Annotated in this window: 12 protein-coding genes; 7 read left to right on the forward strand and 5 right to left on the reverse strand. The window is 73.6% G+C overall.

All coding sequences use genetic code 11. The features are described 5' to 3' along the window. The first annotated feature begins 32 nt into the window (after positions 1–32). The 4 genes from ACFYVL_RS31105 to ACFYVL_RS31120 all read left to right on the forward strand — a co-directional run bounded on the left by ACFYVL_RS31105 (position 33) and on the right by ACFYVL_RS31120 (position 5309). Positions 33–1817 carry an ABC transporter substrate-binding protein gene (locus tag ACFYVL_RS31105; protein WP_389250756.1) on the forward strand — a complete coding sequence of 595 codons (1785 nt, stop codon included), beginning with the start codon at positions 33–35 and terminating at the stop codon, positions 1815–1817. Between the two features lie 7 nt (positions 1818–1824). After that, entirely contained in the window at positions 1825–2817 is a 993-nt protein-coding gene (locus ACFYVL_RS31110) for an ABC transporter permease (RefSeq protein ID WP_389250758.1), read from the forward strand. Further along, on the forward strand, positions 2814–4532 hold the full coding sequence (locus ACFYVL_RS31115; RefSeq protein WP_389250760.1) for a dipeptide ABC transporter ATP-binding protein: 1719 nt from the start codon (positions 2814–2816) through the stop codon (positions 4530–4532). The genes ACFYVL_RS31110 and ACFYVL_RS31115 overlap by 4 nt, the downstream gene beginning before the upstream one ends. 123 nt (positions 4533–4655) lie before the next feature. Further along, a complete protein-coding gene (locus ACFYVL_RS31120; protein WP_389250762.1) occupies positions 4656–5309 on the forward strand; it encodes a hypothetical protein in 654 nt (217 codons plus the stop codon). Positions 5310–5342: 33 nt separating this feature from the next. Here the strand turns inward: ACFYVL_RS31120 and ACFYVL_RS31125 are convergent, their stop codons facing one another. The 3 genes from ACFYVL_RS31125 to ACFYVL_RS31135 are packed head-to-tail and all read right to left on the reverse strand — an operon-like array spanning position 5343 to position 10074. Continuing rightward, positions 5343–6698, reverse strand: coding sequence for an MFS transporter (locus ACFYVL_RS31125; protein ID WP_389250764.1), 1356 nt, complete (start codon positions 6696–6698; stop codon positions 5343–5345). Then, on the reverse strand, positions 6695–8704 hold the full coding sequence (locus ACFYVL_RS31130) for a PEP/pyruvate-binding domain-containing protein (RefSeq protein ID WP_389250766.1): 2010 nt from the start codon (positions 8702–8704) through the stop codon (positions 6695–6697). Before ACFYVL_RS31130 ends, ACFYVL_RS31125 begins: the two co-directional genes overlap by 4 nt. Then, positions 8701–10074, reverse strand: coding sequence for an acetyl-CoA carboxylase biotin carboxylase subunit family protein (locus tag ACFYVL_RS31135; RefSeq protein WP_389250768.1), 1374 nt, complete (start codon positions 10072–10074; stop codon positions 8701–8703). Before ACFYVL_RS31135 ends, ACFYVL_RS31130 begins: the two co-directional genes overlap by 4 nt. A 403-nt stretch (positions 10075–10477) precedes the next feature. Here ACFYVL_RS31135 and ACFYVL_RS31140 point away from each other — a divergent pair, with 403 nt between their 5' ends. Further along, positions 10478–11773 carry a PAS domain-containing protein gene (locus ACFYVL_RS31140; protein WP_389250770.1) on the forward strand — a complete coding sequence of 432 codons (1296 nt, stop codon included), beginning with the start codon at positions 10478–10480 and terminating at the stop codon, positions 11771–11773. A 103-nt stretch (positions 11774–11876) separates the two neighbouring features. Here ACFYVL_RS31140 and ACFYVL_RS31145 read toward each other — a convergent pair whose 3' ends face one another. Then, positions 11877–12518, reverse strand: coding sequence for a hypothetical protein (locus ACFYVL_RS31145; RefSeq protein WP_389250772.1), 642 nt, complete (start codon positions 12516–12518; stop codon positions 11877–11879). Between the two features lie 91 nt (positions 12519–12609). Here ACFYVL_RS31145 and ACFYVL_RS31150 point away from each other — a divergent pair, with 91 nt between their 5' ends. Next, entirely contained in the window at positions 12610–13278 is a 669-nt protein-coding gene (locus ACFYVL_RS31150) for a M15 family metallopeptidase (RefSeq protein WP_389250774.1), read from the forward strand. A gap of 24 nt (positions 13279–13302) precedes the next feature. Here the strand turns inward: ACFYVL_RS31150 and ACFYVL_RS31155 are convergent, their stop codons facing one another. Beyond that, a complete protein-coding gene (locus tag ACFYVL_RS31155) occupies positions 13303–14343 on the reverse strand; it encodes an NAD(P)/FAD-dependent oxidoreductase (RefSeq protein WP_389250776.1) in 1041 nt (346 codons plus the stop codon). Between the two features lie 210 nt (positions 14344–14553). Here ACFYVL_RS31155 and ACFYVL_RS31160 point away from each other — a divergent pair, with 210 nt between their 5' ends. After that, positions 14554–15453, forward strand: a complete 900-nt coding sequence (locus ACFYVL_RS31160; RefSeq protein WP_389250778.1) for a hypothetical protein — start codon at positions 14554–14556, stop codon at positions 15451–15453. Positions 15454–15508: the final 55 nt, after the last annotated feature.

Raw genomic sequence — 15508 nt, forward strand, 5'->3', positions numbered from 1 at the left:
GTCAATTCACCTCTGCCACACCGGAGTTCGCCATGCCCAGATTCGGTCCGCGCACCGCAGCCGTCCCCGCTCTCGCCACCGCCGCGGCCCTGCTGCTCTGCTCCTGCTCGGCGGGTGCCGGAGCGGGTGCCGGAGCGGGCGGCACCCCGCAGGACGGCACGGTCGGGAGCGGGCAGCGGCTCACCGCCACCGTCGGCACCGCCCAGGACAGCCAGGGCCCGGCCCCCGCCGTCCCGGGCGCCCGGTCCGGCGGCACGATCAAGGTCGCCAACCTCGACGACTACAGCCACCTCGACCCCCAGAAGATCTACGCGGGGGAGGGGTACAGCACCTCCCTGCTGTGGGGCCGCCAGCTCACCCAGTACCAAGTGGTCGACGGCAAGCCCAAGCTGGTGGGCGACCTGGCCACCGACACCGGCCGCCCGTCCGACGGCGGCCGGACCTGGACGTACCGCCTCAAGGAGGGGATCGCCTGGGAGGACGGCCGTCCGATCACCTCCGAGCACGTCAAGTACGGCATCGAACGCACCTTCGCCCCCGGCTTCGAACTCGGCCCGACCTACTGGCCCGAATGGCTCACCGGGTCCGAGGACCGCAGCGCCGCCGTAAGGAAGTACGGCGGGCCGCGCGACGGCGGACTCGACGCCATCCAGACCCCGGACGCCCGCACCGTCGTCCTCCACTTCCCCGAGCCGCAGTCCGACGTGCCGTTCATGGCCGCCCAGTCCTCGTCCTCGCCGGTCCGCAAGGACAAGGACACCGGCACCGGCTACGACGTACGCCCCTTCGCCACCGGCCCCTACCGCATCGTCGAGCACAAGCAGAACCGGAGCCTGACCCTGGAGCGCAACCCGCACTGGAAGGCCGCCACCGACCCGATCCGCCACCAGTACGCCGACCGCTTCGAGTTCACCTTCGGCAAGAAGGTCCTCAACACCGCGCAGGAGGTCTTCAACGGGCGCGGCGACGGCGCGAACACCCTGACCACCAAGGGACAGGTGCCGCCCGAGCTGTACACACAGGCAGACCGCGACCCGAGGAAGAAGCGGCTCGTCGTCTCCGGCAGCCAGGGCGCCTACACCAACGACCTCTACATCAAGAACAGCCGGGTCACCGACCCCGAGGTCCGCAAGGCCATCCACTACCTCTTCCCGCGAGAACAGGCCCGCCAGGTGCTCGGCGGCCCCCGCGTCGGCGACTTCGCCACCACCCTCTCCTCACCGGCGGTCGTCGGCTGGAAGAAGTACGACCTGTATCCGGTGGCCCCCACCGGCGACCTCGCCAAGGCCAAGGAGCACCTCGCCAGGGCCAAGCACAAGGTCACCACGCTCACCTACGCCTACGAGTCCGACGCACCCGAGAACGACCGGCTCGCCCGGGTCCTCGTCGACGCCTTCGCCAAGGCGGGCATCAAGCTCGTCGTGAAGCCCATGGACAAGGCGGCCTTCACCAACCAGGTCTTCCGCGGGCCCGCCCCGTACGACCTGTGGATGTCCACCAACTCCGTCGACTGGCCGACCCCCGCGACCCTGCTGCCCGACAGCTACCACAGCAAGCTCGACGCCCTGTCGAACTCCATCCGCTACAGCAACCCCGAGGTCGACGGGGAACTCGAACGCATCGCCACCGTCGGCGACGCCCGGCAGAAGGCCGAGCAGCTCATCGACCTGGAGCAGAAGGTCATGAAGGACGTGCCGGTCGTGCCGTTCCTCTACACCTCCGTCTCGCAATTCCGCGGCGAGAACATCGGCGGCGCCGCCATCCACCCGATCTACGGCGCCATCGCGGCGGCCGATCTCTACCTCAAGAAGCAGTGATCCGACAGTGACCGGTTACGTCGTCCGACGTGCCCTGCGGGCCGCGGCGGTGCTCCTCGCGATCACCGCCGCCGCCTTCGGGCTCTTCTACGCAGCACCGTCCGACCCGGCCCTCATCGCCTGCGGACCCCAGTGCGACACCGCCCAGGTCGAAGCCGTCCGGCACAGCATGGGGCTCGACCAGCCGCTGGCCGCCCAGTACGCCGACTACCTGCGCGGCCTGGTCGCCGGACGCACCATCGCCGACGTCGACGGCAGCCCCATCGACTGCCAGGCACCCTGCCTCGGCTACTCCTACGCCCTCCACCAGCCCGTCCTCGCAGCGATCACCGACCGCTTCGCGGCCACCGCCTCCCTCGCCGCCGGCGCGCTCGTGGTGATCCTCGTCCTGGGGATCGGCGTCGGCTTCGCGGCCGCCCTGCGCCACGGCACCCGCACCGACCGGCTGCTCTCCGGCTTCACCCTGCTCGGCGCCAGCGTGCAGATCTACTTCCTCGGCTACGCCCTGCAGTACCTGCTGGTGTACCTGACGGGCGTGCTGCCGGTACCGGGATTCACCCCCTTCGGCACGTCGCCAGGGGCCTGGGCCGCCGGGTTGCTGCTGCCCTGGCTGGTGCTCGGCTTCGTCAACGCGGCCGTCTTCGCCCGGCTCTCCCGCGCCCAGCTCCTGGACTCCCTGCACGAGGGGTACGTCCGCACCGCGCGCGCCCGCGGCCTGTCCACCCTGCGCACCCATCTGAAGTACAGCGCGCGCGGGGCCGCCGCGCCGCTGGTGCAACTGCTCGGGCTTGAGGCGGGCGCGCTGTTCGGCGGCGCCTTCATCACCGAGACGGTCTTCGGCATCGACGGCATCGGCAAGCTGGCCGTCGACTCCGTGGTCCAGAACGACCTGCCGACCGTGGTGGGGACCGTACTGCTCGCCGCGTTCTTCGTCGTGGTGTTCGTGGCCGTCGCCGACCTGGTGGTGGCATGGCTCGACCCGAGAGTGAGGCTCGCGTGAGCACCCCACTGGATTCCGCCGACCGCCCCGTGCTGAACGTACGGGGGCTGTCGCTCGCGTTCGCTCCCCGTGCCGGTCGCCCCCGCCGGGGCGGCGGCGACCGTGCCGCCCCGGCGGAGCGGCCCGCCCTCGCCGTCGACGACGTCAGCTTCGAGCTGCGGCGCGGTGAAGTCCTCGGCCTGGTGGGGGAGTCGGGCTCGGGGAAGTCCTCCGTCGGGCTCGCCGCGCTGGGCCTGCACGATCCCGCCCGCACCCGGATCAGCGGCAGCATCGAGGTACGGGGCACCGAGGTGGTCGGCGCCCCCGAGGCCCGGCTGCGGACGCTGCGCGGCTCCCGGATCGCCATGGTCTTCCAGGACGCGCCGGCCGCCCTGTCGCCGTTCCACCCGGTCGGGGCACAGATCGCCGAGGCCTACCGGATCCACCATCCGCGCGCCTCGCGCGCCGAGGGCCGCGAGCGGGCCGCCGCGATGCTGGAGCGGGTCGGCATCCCCGCCGGCCGGGCCGCCGACCACCCGCACCAATTCTCCGGCGGGATGCGCCAGCGCGTCATGATCGCCGCCGCGCTCGTCAACCGGCCGGACGTGGTGATCGCCGACGAGCCCACCACCGCGCTGGACGCCCAGGTGCAGCGCCAAGTCCTGGACGTGCTCGCCGAACTGGTCCGGGAGAGCGGCACCGCGGTCCTCCTGATCAGCCACGACATCGGCGTGGTCGGCGCGGTCACCGACCGCACCGCCGTCATGCGCGGCGGCCGACTGGTCGAGCAGGGCCCGACCGGGCACCTCCTCAAGCACCCCCGGCACCCCTACACCCGCGCCCTGCTCGGCGCCGTACCCACCCTCGCGACCGTACCGGGAAGCCGCCTGGCCACCGTCGACGTACCACGGCCCGCACCGCGCGAGCTGCCCCCGCCGCCGCCCGCCGACGCACCGCCGCTGGCCGAACTGGACTCCCTGCGCGTCGAGTTCCCCGGCAGGCGCGGGGTCCTCGGGCGCCGGGCCGCACCCGTGGTCGCCGTACGGGACGTCAGCCTGCGCATCGCGCCCGGCGAGACCCTCGGCCTGGTCGGCGCCTCCGGCTCCGGCAAGTCGACGACCGCCCGGGTGCTCGCCGGACTGCGCCGACCCACCTCGGGATCCGTACGCTTCGACGGCCGGGACATCTCGGGAGCCGCCACGGACACCGCCCTGCGCCGCGAACTGAGCCGGGACGTCCAGCTCGTCTTCCAGGACCCGTACTCCTCGCTCAACCCGCGCCGCACCGTCGAGGAGTCGATCACCACGCCGCTGCGGGCCCACACCGGCATGACCCGCGAGGAACGGCGCGCACGGGCCGCCGAACTGATGACACAGGTGGGCCTCGCACCCGGACAACTGGACCGCTACCCGCACCAGTTCAGCGGCGGGCAGCGCCAGCGCATCGGCATCGCCCGCGCCCTGGCCGTACGCCCGAGGCTGATCGTCGCCGACGAACCGGTCGCCGCCCTCGACGTCTCCGTCCAGGCCCAGGTGCTCAACCTGCTGGGGGACCTGCGCGACGAACTGGGCCTCTCTCTGCTGTTCGTCTCGCACGACCTGGCGGTGGTGCGGCACTTCTGCGACCGCGTCGCCGTGATGCGCGCGGGCACGGTGGTGGAGAGCGGCACCCGCGACGCGGTGTTCGGCGACCCGCGGGCCGACTACACCCGGGAACTGCTGTCGGCGGTGTACTGAGCGCGAAAGCAAGGGAGTTGGGATGAAATTCGAGTGTCGGGCGGTGTTCGGGGGTAGGGCGCGTGAGGCCATCCAAGCGATCCGCGCGTCCTCGTGACGCGCCAGGAGAAGGGCGACGACGCCATGAACAGATCCGCCTCCAGGGGCCCGGCCCGGCTGGGACTCGCGCTGGGCGCAGCCCTGGCATCGACCGTGCTCGGCGCGTCCGCCGCGCTCACCACCACGGCGAGCGCGGCCGTGCCCGGGGAGACCGGCGGCGCCGGGGCGGCCCCCGTCGCGCGCACGGGTGTCGAACGGGGCTGCCCCGTCGTGTACTTCGACCTGGGCGAGACCCTCGTGCACACCGCCGAGGACGGCAGCACCGGCTACCTGCCCGGTGCCGCCGCCTATCTGCGCGCCCTGCGCGAGCGCCACATCCGGGTCGGTCTGATCACCAATGTGCCGCCCTCCTGGGGCAGCACCGACACCGAGCGCGCCGCCAGGCTGAAGAAGGAGGTGGACGCCACGTGGCGGGGCCCGGCGCCCTTCGCCTGGCAGGACTTCGGCGACCGGATCCGCACGCCCCGCACCGAGGCGGAACGCAAGCCCGCCACCGTGCTGTGGCAGCGGGCGAAGGCCGACGCGGGGCACTGCCGGGTCGTCTACCAGGCGGAGACGGCCGAGGAGGTCGCGGTCGCCGGCTCGCTCGGCTTCGTGCCCTACCAGATCGGACGCCCCCACCGGCCCGCGTTCCTGCCGGTCCCGCTGGTCGAACTCCTCGGCCGGCTGCCCGGCTGACCCGGCGGCGCGTTCCGCCGGCGGGCGGGCCGGTCAGCCGGCCGGCCGGTCCGCCCCGCTGCGGGACCCGGCCCGAGCGGCCGTGCCCTCGGGCCCGGTCCGCCGTACGAAGCCGCTGCGCAGCAGCAGCTGGAAGGCGCCGAACAGGACCGCCGTCGCCAGCGCGCTGTGCCACAGCAGGGCGTCCAGGTGCCCGGCGGACAGGTAGGCGCCCGCGGCGACCGCGGCCAGCGCGCACACCGCGCGGTCCACGATGCTCTCGACCGACAGCAGCGTGGCGCGCGGGGCGTGCGCGGGCACCGCGTCGTTCATCAGTTTGCGCTGCACGGGGTACGCGAAGCCGGTCGCGGCGGCGAACAGGCACAGCAGCGCAACGACCGCCCACGGCCCGCCGAACGTCATCGCCGCCAGCGTGCCCGCGAGCGCCAGGCTGAGCACCGACACCCAGGCCACCGGGGTCAGCCGGCCGCTCAGCCACTGCGGCCGGGCCGACGCCACCGCCTCCGCCACCGTCATCGCGGCCAGCACCCCGCCGTGCGACGCCTCCGCGATGCCGTGGTCCAGCAGGATCGGCTGGAACAGGTTGACCTGGCAGATCCGCGACAGCGTGAACACCGCCACGCCCTGCACCATCACCAGCGCCAGCCACCGCGAGGACGCCACGCAGCGCAGCGCGGCCCCCGCGTCCCGCAGGAACGCACCGCCCCTGCGCCCGCCGCCAGCCCGGTCGGCGGCCCGCCCCGTACCGCCTCCCGAACCGCTCCCGGCCGCCTTGCCGGGTCCGGCGAGCCGGGGCAGCGCGACGGCACAGACCAGCGAGCCCGCCGCACTGACCGCGCTCAGCAGGTACGGGGCCGCGTGCGCCACCGCCATCAGCGGCCCGACCAGCGGCCAGCACACCACCTTCGCCGCCAGCCCCAGGGCCCGCGCGGTGCCCTCGGCCCGCAGATAGTGCGCGTCGCACCCCTCGGCCCGCAGCCCGTCGTACAGGTAGGCGCTCGCCGCGCCCGAGGTCAGCGAACGGCCCGCCGCGATGGCCAGGAAGTGGACCAGGAACCCGGTGTAGGAGGCGCTGAACACCGGGGCCAGGTTCGCCGCCGTCATCACCACCGCCCCGGCCCGCAGGCAGTTGCGGGTGCCGATCCGGTCGGCGATCAGCCCGGTCGGGATCTCGAACAGGCAGAACGCCACGTAGTAGATGCTCTGGATGCCGAAGATCTCCCCGTCGGAGAGACCGGCCGCCTTCTGGTAGGCGTAGAAGACCGGCATCCACCACAGCAGGTTGAACAGCAGCTGGAAGCCGTAGTTGAGCCGGATGATCCGCCGGGCCCGGACCGTCGGCGCCCCGTACGCCGCCTTCCCCGGGCGCCTGCCGGTGCGCGCCCTCACAGCGCGTACGGGCGGATCTGGACCAGCCGGAAGTCGCCCCGCTCCGTCATCAGCCACTCGATGTCCAGCGGCCGGTCCACGTCGGACCCGCTGAAGTGGGACTGCAGCAGCCGCCCGGTCAGCGACAGGTCCGCGAGCCGGGCGCGGGCGGCCGGCGGCAGCGCCTCGCCCCAGGAGCCCAGGGCGACGGTCCGCCCGCCGCCCTCCACCGTGTTGTACAGGTACTGCTGCGGCAGCACCGAACCCTCGACGACCTGCTCGGGGGAGCCGGGGGAGCAGTTGAGGTAGACGTTGCGGAAGTCCTCGCGGCGGGTCGGGTCGCAGGTCACCAGGACACCGCCGAGGGAGGCGGGCACGTACTCCTGGACGATGACGCCCATGTACGTGTCGTCCAGCGAGATCCCGACCTGGTGGCGCAGCCGCACACTGCGCGGCGACACCAGCGACGCCCACACCTGCCGCACCGCGTCCAGCAGTTCGGCGGTGGAGTGCACGGTGGTCACCGAGTCGTAGACACCGGCCGCCGAGAAGCCGGGCAGGTCCTCGGCGTTCGACGAGGAACGCACCACCAGCCGCCCCCGGGAGGCCTCCGGCACCGGGAACGCCTCGTCGATCCGGCGGGCCACCGACCCGGGGACCGGGGTGTGCCGGATCAGGTGCTGGAGGTGCAGGCACAGCGAGTCCAGCACGTCGGTGGCGTCGAGTTCGAGCGCCATCTTCAGCTTGCCGATGCCCTGCTGGAGCGCCGGGGAGGAGGCGAGGAAGTGCTGCTGGAGGGAGAAGGGCAGCGCCACGCCCTCCGGGGCGCCGACCGTGTCGGCCACGAAGTCCGAGGCGCGCGAACGGAGTTCCGCCCGGGACGGGGCATCGAGTCCGAGCCGGGCCGCGAGATGCCCGTAGAGGTCCTCGCGCGGCGGGCGGGGACGGCCGTAGAAGGCGGTCAGGTCGGCGCTGCGGCTGTCCAGTACGTGGTGCAGCTCGCCCAGGTTGGCGGCCTTGGTGCCGTACCGGTCGCGGTCGCCGGCCCGCAGCCGGTGCAGGGCCAGCACGGGTGCGTCCGCCAGCAGCGGCGGTTCCAGCCGGATGCGCTGCTGGTGCCAGGCCGGGGCCCGCAGCTCGGGCTCCTCGGCCAGCCGCTCCAGGGTGACGGCGTCCTCGGACACCCGGTAGCCCACCCACGCGCCGTCGAGACCGTCCCGCTCGACGAGCTCCGCCAGGTCGCGCACGATGGCGTTGGGTATGCCCCAGCCGGAGGCCAGCACATTGGTGTGCGACAGCGGGGTGATCGGGGCGGTGTTGAGGAAACCCGCCACCCGGGGCACGTCGTCCGGCAGGCACGGCATGGCCACGATGTCCGACCAGCCGAGCGTGGACTCCGCCGCCGCGTACTCCTCGTGGTCGCGGAAGTGGCGCAGCCGGCCGACCGCCTCGCCCGGGTTCAGCGGTGTCCGCGTGCGGGAGCCGAACAGCTCGTGGCTCAGGATGCGCGGCAGCCGCTGCTCGCTGATCGCCGCCAGCTCCTCCTCCTGCCCGTGGTTGGCGGGCTTCAGCAGCAGCGGGAGCCGTCCGTCCACCCGCGCCCGGACGAACTCGTGGAAGAACGCCAGGAGTTCGCCGTCCATGGTGTCGGCCTCGGTGGTCTCCAGCACCAGGAAGGTGCGCTCGCGGCCCTCCGCGTCCTCGTCGGTGTGCAGGGACAGCACACCGAGCAGGAACCGCCGCCCGGGATCCATGTAGACGGAGGCGTTGAAGGCGTCCAGCTCCGCGTCCAGGGCTTCCAGCTCCATGCCCAGGACGCGGGTGGCGATGTAGTTCACGTGGAAGGGGTGCGCGGCGGTGTCGAGCAGGTGCCAGGTGTCCTCCGCCCGGTCCACGACGACCTTCAGGTACGGGTGTCCCGCCAGCACCCCGGAGAGCGTGCGGAACAGCGGCAGCGACAGGTACCCGCCGACGACGGTGCGGTCGGTGACGGGCTCGGCGACACCGGTGAACAGCCGGGCGGTCATCGGACGGCCCCCTCGGCACGCGCGGCGGGCAGCACCCGGGGCAGGGCGTCCACCAGCTCCTCGAAGTCGCGCAGCACCGTCCGCGGATCGGTGGCGGACAGCAGGCACAGGGCCGCCATCGTGTTGGCGCCGCCGGCCGGGTCGTAGACCGGTACGGGACTGCCGTCGGGCAGCGAACTCTCCGCCACCACCGACAGCTCGCTGCCCGGACTCAGGGAGACGGACGCGGCGAGCGCGGGGAAGTCCCACACCCTGCGGTCCCGCCAGGCACCGCCCTCGCCGTCCACCGCGAGGACCACCAGGGAGCCCGCGGCGCCCCGCGCCTGCGCCGGGCCGAGGGTGTGCGGCGGCCACTCGACCCGGCGGCCGAGCAGATGGTCGACGAGCATGCCGACCAGATCGAGCCCGAAGACCTCCTCGATCTGCGGCACCGTCATCGCACCGCCGAACCGGGCGGCCGTCTCGATCAGCCACATCCGGCCGTCCGCGCCGAGCTTGATCTCGGTGTGGGTCCCGCAGTCCCGCAGGCCCAGCGCGTCCACCGCCTCCCGGGCGAGTGCCACGACCCGGTCCTGGGCGTCCTGCGGCAGCCGGGCCGGGGTGATCCCGGCCCGCTCCGTGAACGGCTCGACCGTCGGCATCCGGCCGCTGAGGCACACCGGGTGGAAGACCCCGTCCGCCACCACGCCCTCGACGCTGACGTAGTCGCCCCAGCCGGGCTCCTCGAACCAGTCCGACGCGGTACCGGTCACGATCTGCTCGACGACGAAGTCCGCGTCCGCCTCGGCCACATGCAGCTCGGCGAACCCCAGCAGGGCGGATTCGGCCATCACCTCGCGGGAGCGGCGCCAGGCGGCGGACACCTCCTGCGGGGAGCGGACGACCTGGTGCGCGGTCGAACCGGCGCTCCACGCCGCCTTGAGGAGCAGCGGCAAGGGCAGCGAACCGGCCGCCCGGTGCAGGTCCTCCTCGGTGGCGACGGCACGGAACTCGGGCTGCGGCAGGCCGTGTTCGCGCCAGGTGGCCCGCATCAGCCGCTTGTCCCGGGCGAGCGCCGCGGCGCCGCCGGCCCCCGCGAGACCCAGTTCCTCGCAGGCCTCGGCGACGGCCACGACCGCGTACTCGGAGAAGGTGAGCACCGCGTCCGCGCCCACGGTCCTGGCCCGCCCGGCGATCAGGGACACCAGGTCGCGGCGGTGCGCGTCGTCGGGGGTCACCACCGAGGCGCACAGTCCGCGGGCGGTGTCCGCCACGGCGGGAGGAAGCGCGCTGAGCGCCAGCAGGTGGACCTCCGCCCTCGCGGCCGTCCGGGACAGGACGTGACCGAGCGGCGGACCACCCTTGGCATGCACCAACAGCACCTTGCTCACTGAAACTCGTCTCCAATCGTCACTACCGGGGGTGCGGGTTGCGCGCGATGTGCAGGAGTCGTACGAGCCGTACATCCCGTACGAGCCGTACGTCTCGGGGCGTATGCACCCGCTCCTTCAAGGGGACCAGGCGACAGCTGCCCGCAACGACCGCGGAGGTGTCCGCGACTCAGGCAAATGCCTGAGTGGCAGGGCGTGTTGGGGGACGCGGTGAAGACGGCGGCAGGAAAACGCGGGTGCGGTGTGCGCGAGCGCCGTCCGTCAACGGGTGCGTGGGTGCGCCCACTTCGGCCGAGAAGCGGGCTTGCCCGGCGGCGCTGGGGGATACCCATCGCGAGGTGACTGTGCGTCAGCCGGTTGTATACGCGTGGTACGCGTAACGCATAGGGACGGAGAGACATCTGTGGACGATTCCAGCCTCAAGGCGCTTCTCGAACACCTTCCCGTGTTCTGGTGGGAGGTCGACGAACCGTGGCAGGTGCGCGAGCGGGGCGGCGGCGCCTTCCCCGACCCCGACACGGCACGGCGCTTCCTGGAACGGATGCGCCAGGAACTCGCGCCCCCCGGCCACCCGCCGCAGGAAGGGCCCTGGCAGGCCAGTTTCGACGGCCGCACCTTCGACGTGAGCTGGCCGCTGGAGGAGGACGGCGGGCACGGCCGGGTGCGGGGGCTCGCGGTGGAGGTCGACGCCCGTCCGGAGGCCCCGCGCCGGTACGCCGCCTTCGCCGGTCTCGTCGACCTCGCCCCGGCCGCCGCCTTCATCCGCGACCGGGAGGGCCGCTACCTGTGGGCCAACCACGCCTACGCGCACCTCTACCACACCGTGCCGGAAGACCTCGTCGGCAAGTACATCGAGCACTTCGACGCGCCCGCCGAGGCCGACCGGTTCCGCGCCCTGGACCAGGAGATCCTCACCCGGGGCGCCCCGGTGCGGCACACCCTGCGCTACCGGCGCCCGGACGGCAGCCCCGGCCATGCCGTGGGCCACCGCTTCCCCGTCCGGGAGAACGCGCGGACCTGCGTCGCCGGAATCTACGTCGACGTCACCGACCACCTCAGCGCCACCGTCCGCCGGCAGGAGGCGGAGGAGAACCTGCGGGCCCTGCGCGACCACAGCGGCCTGCCCTGCGCGCTGCTGTCGGCCAACGGGCGCGTCGTCGAGGCGAGCGCGGCGGCGGCCGAACTCTTCCACCTCAGCCCCTCCGACCTGGTCGGCCGCCGGGCGCACACCCTGCTCGCGCCCGAACCCGACCTCGACCGGCTGCACCGCAGGTGGAACGGGCTGATAGCACGGCGCACCAGACGGGTGGAGACCTCCACCGTGCTCGTCGACGCCCGGGGCTTCCAGCGCCGCGCACAGCTCCACCTGACGACGGTCGGCCACTCCGCCACCCGCGCCCGCCACGTGTGGGCCGTCGTCACCCACCAGAGCCTCGCCCACGACGCGCACCCCGCGCTCACCGCCGCGCAGATCCGCATCCTCTCCCTCCTCGCGGAGGGCAGCAGCAACGGCGACATCGCCACCTCGCTGAAGCTGTCCCGCCAGACGGTGGACTACCACCTCAGCCGACTGCGCGAACTCCTGGGCGCCGCGACCCGCCCCGCCCTCGTCGCCCGCGCGTATGTCCTCGGCATCCTCGCCCCGCGCGCCTGGCCCCCGCGCTCCGCCACCGCGGCCCACCCGCTGAGCACCGTCTGACGCGGCGGCGCACGGGGGAGCGGCGCGCCGGGCGTCGGGGCCCGGCGGCAGGGAACACCCGCTCAGCCCGCCGGACGACGTTCCAGGCGGCGGGAACACCCGCTCAGCCCGCCGGGCCGAGCGCCACCGTCGTCGTCAGCCGGGTGAGGGAGGGCGCGGCCGGCGCCGAGCCGAACCCGAACCGCACCGGCGGCTCGACCGGAGCCAGCGCCCCCAGGTCACGGCCCTCGAAGACCGCCGACACGGCACGCACCGGCCGCAGGTCCCGCGCGCCGTACCACTCCGTGCGCCCGCCGCCCGCACTGCCACGGGTGCGCACCCCTGGCATCAGCAGGCGTGCGGGCAGATCGGTCAGCGCCACCCACGCCGGACGGCGGGCGAGCACCTCGGGAACGGCGCACAGCAGCCACCCCGGCCACCCCCGCCGCCCGGTGCGAAACCGCAGGTCGAGTTCGCCCGCCGTCACGCGCCAGGTGTCCGCCGCCACCCGCACCGAGACCGGCACGATCCGTACGGTGTCGAAGGTGTACGTGGCGGCGACGAAGGCCGCGATCTCGGCGGTGGGCGCCAGCAACAGCCGCTCCCCGTCCGCCCTTTCGAGCATCACGTCGCTGAACGCCCCGAACGGCGAGCGCCGCCAGTGCCCGAGCACCACGCGCGTGCCGGACTCCGTGCCCACGCCCGCGATCCACCCCTCGAAGCGCAGCAGGGAACGCCGCGCACCACCCTCGGAATATCGACCCATGCCCCGAACGTGCCACCTCGACGCGCCCCGCACGCGCCGCCGCGCCGGACGGGGGCTGTCCCTGCTCCCGGACGCACGGGATGATCACGTCATGACAGAGATCGTTCTGATGTCCGACCCGAAGGTGGCGGCCGTCCCCGTCGCGGAGTGCGGCGAACGCCTCCTCGACATACGGGGGGACGGCCGCCTGACGATCGAGGCGCGCACCTGGCAGGACCCCGCGGGCGCCTTCGCCCACCTGCGCGCGGGAGTCCTCGCCCGGCTCCTGGAAGCCCAGGAGCAACTGCCGCCGGGCTTCAGGTTGCTGTTCGTCGAGGGCTACCGTCCGCCGTCCCTCCAGCGCGAGTACTTCGAGGAGTACGCGGCCGAACTGCGCGCCCTGCACCCGCGGTGGTCCGCCGACCGGATCCACTCGGCGGCCAGCAGCTACGTGTCGCCCCCGGACATCGCACCGCACAGCGCCGGAGCCGCCGTCGACCTGACCCTCGGCGACGCGGACGGACGCGAACTCGACCTGGGGACGCCCATCGACGCCTCCCCGGAGGAGAGCGACGGCGCCTGCTACACCCACGCGGCCAACATCTCCGAGGAGGCGCGCGCCCACCGCGCCGTCCTGAGCGGGGCGCTCACCGCCGCAGGACTCGTCAACTACCCCACGGAGTGGTGGCACTGGTCCTACGGCGACCGCTACTGGGCCCTGCGGACCGGCGCGCCGGCCGCCCTCTACGGGCCCGGGGAACTCGCCCCGCCGCCGAGCTGACCTGTCCGACCGGCGGCGCGGCGTTCAGGCGGCGCGCTCCGCGTCCGTCGCGCGGTCCGCACCCGCCGCCGCGGCGAGGGCCGCGTCCGTGTCGGCGGTGGCCAGGTGGGCGTTGATGTGCGCGCCCGCCAGCGCACCCGCCGCGGCGGACGCGCCGACCTGGGCGCTCAGGTCGGTGACGTTGCCCGCCACCCACACCCCCGGCACCTCGGTCAGGCCGGCCGGGCCGGAGGCGAACCGGTGGCCCATCCCGTCGGGCAGTTCCTCGACGGGCAGCCGCAGCCCCTCCAGGCCCTCGACCCGGGCCCGCATCGAGGTGGCGACCGCGAGCACGCGGCGGGCCACGGTGCTGCCGTCGGCCAGGCGCACCCCGGCGATCTCGCCGTCCGCGTCCTTCCGCACCTCCTCCACCGGGGTGTCGACCACCCGGATGCCGCGGGCCGCGAAGCGCGCCCGGGTGCCGTCGTCCAGCCCGGTGCCGCGGACGAAGTAGACGAGGTCGTCGGTCAACTGGCGGAACAGCAGGGCGTGGTGGACCGAGGCGGGGCCGACCGCGAGCACGCCGACGGGTTCGTCGCGCACCTCCCAGCCGTGGCAGTACGGACAGTGCACCACCCCGTGCCCCCAGTGCTCCGCCAGCCCGGGGACGTCGGGCAGCACGTCGCGCAGTCCGGTGGCCACCAGCAGGCGGCGCGCGACCACGGTCCGCCCGTCGGCCAGGGCGACCGTGAAGCGCGGGTCGCCCAGCGCCGACGGCGCGGCCGGCCCGGCCGACGTCACCTCGCCCGCGACGATCACGCCCCCGTACCGGCGGACCTCCTCGCGGCCTCTCGCGTACAGCTCGGCGGGCGGCGTGCCGTCCAGTGCGAGCAGGCCGTGAACCCCCTCGGCGGGGGCGTTGCGCGGGCTGCCGCTGTCGATCACGACGACGGAGCGGCGGGAGCGGGCGAGCATCAGCGCCCCGTTCAGTCCTGCGGCGCCGCCGCCGATCACCACGGCGTCGACGGTCCGGTCGGGAAGGGGGGCCGTCGTACCGGTGGCGGTCGCGGCAGCAGTCACAGACATGGCTTCACAGCTTTCTCTTCGCGCGTCCGGGCGGAATCCGGAGGCCCGCCCGGTGGGGTCCTCCTGCCTACGACCGTAAGCGCGGTTTGCGTCAGGCGCACAATGAATTGCGTACAACGCAAGAAGGTGCCGAGGTCCCTGCCGCAGGTCCCGCCCACTCGGGCCCAACGGTCCGCGCGGACCGTGCGTCCCGTCACTAGCGTGGACATCATGGATCAACAGCGCATTCTGGACCTCGACCGCGAACAGCTCGCCGCCCTGCGCGGCAGTGCACTGACCCGCGCGGTGGCCGCCGCCGAAGGCCGGACGATGATCGCCGAAGTCTTCGCCGAGCGGGCCGCGCTCTCCCCGCACCCCGACGGGCGCGGGGTGCACAACGCGGAACTGATGGCCGCGTTCGGCGCCGACATCGTCATCCTCAACCTCATCGAACGGGCCTGGGACGGTGAGCGGCTGGTGCTTCCCGGGCTCGGCACCTTCCGCTCGTTCGCCGACCTGGCCGCCACCATCGGCTGCCCGGTCGGAGTGAACCTGGAGCCGGGCGACGTGCCGGAGATCCGGCGGGCCGCTCCCGAACACGCCAAGCGGCTCGTGGACATGGGCGCGGCACTGCTGTGCATCACCGCCAACCCCGGAACCGGCGGCTCGTACGACGCGATGGCGCGCGTCACCGAGGAGGTCCGGGCGGGCGTGGGCGCGGACGCGGCCGTGTGGTCGGGGAAGATGCACCACGCCGGGCACCCGGAGCGGGTCACCACCGCCCGGCTGACCGCACTGGTCGCCGCGGGCGCGGACGGCGTGGTGATGCCGCTGCCCGGCACGCTGCCCGGAGTGACCAGGGAACTCGCCGCCGAAGCGGTGGCCGCGGTGCAGGACGCCGGAGCCGTCGTCATGGGCGCGATCGGTACGAGCCAGGAGGGCGCGCACGCCAACGTGGTCCCGCAGCTCGCCCTGAACGCCAAGGAGGCGGGCTTCGACGCGCACCACTTCGGCGACTCGTACATCCCCGGAATGTGCGACCCGGAGGTCATGTACGCCTACTCGGTGGCCATCCGCGGCCGTCGGCACACCTGGAACAGGATGGCCCTCTCGGGACGCCGGGCCCGCTGACCCTACCGCCGAACTATCACCTCACGTACGATCGTGGACGAAGTGATAGTTCTGC

This window comes from Streptomyces sp. NPDC004111 (assembly GCF_042874215.1).
Classification (GTDB): domain Bacteria; phylum Actinomycetota; class Actinomycetes; order Streptomycetales; family Streptomycetaceae; genus Streptomyces.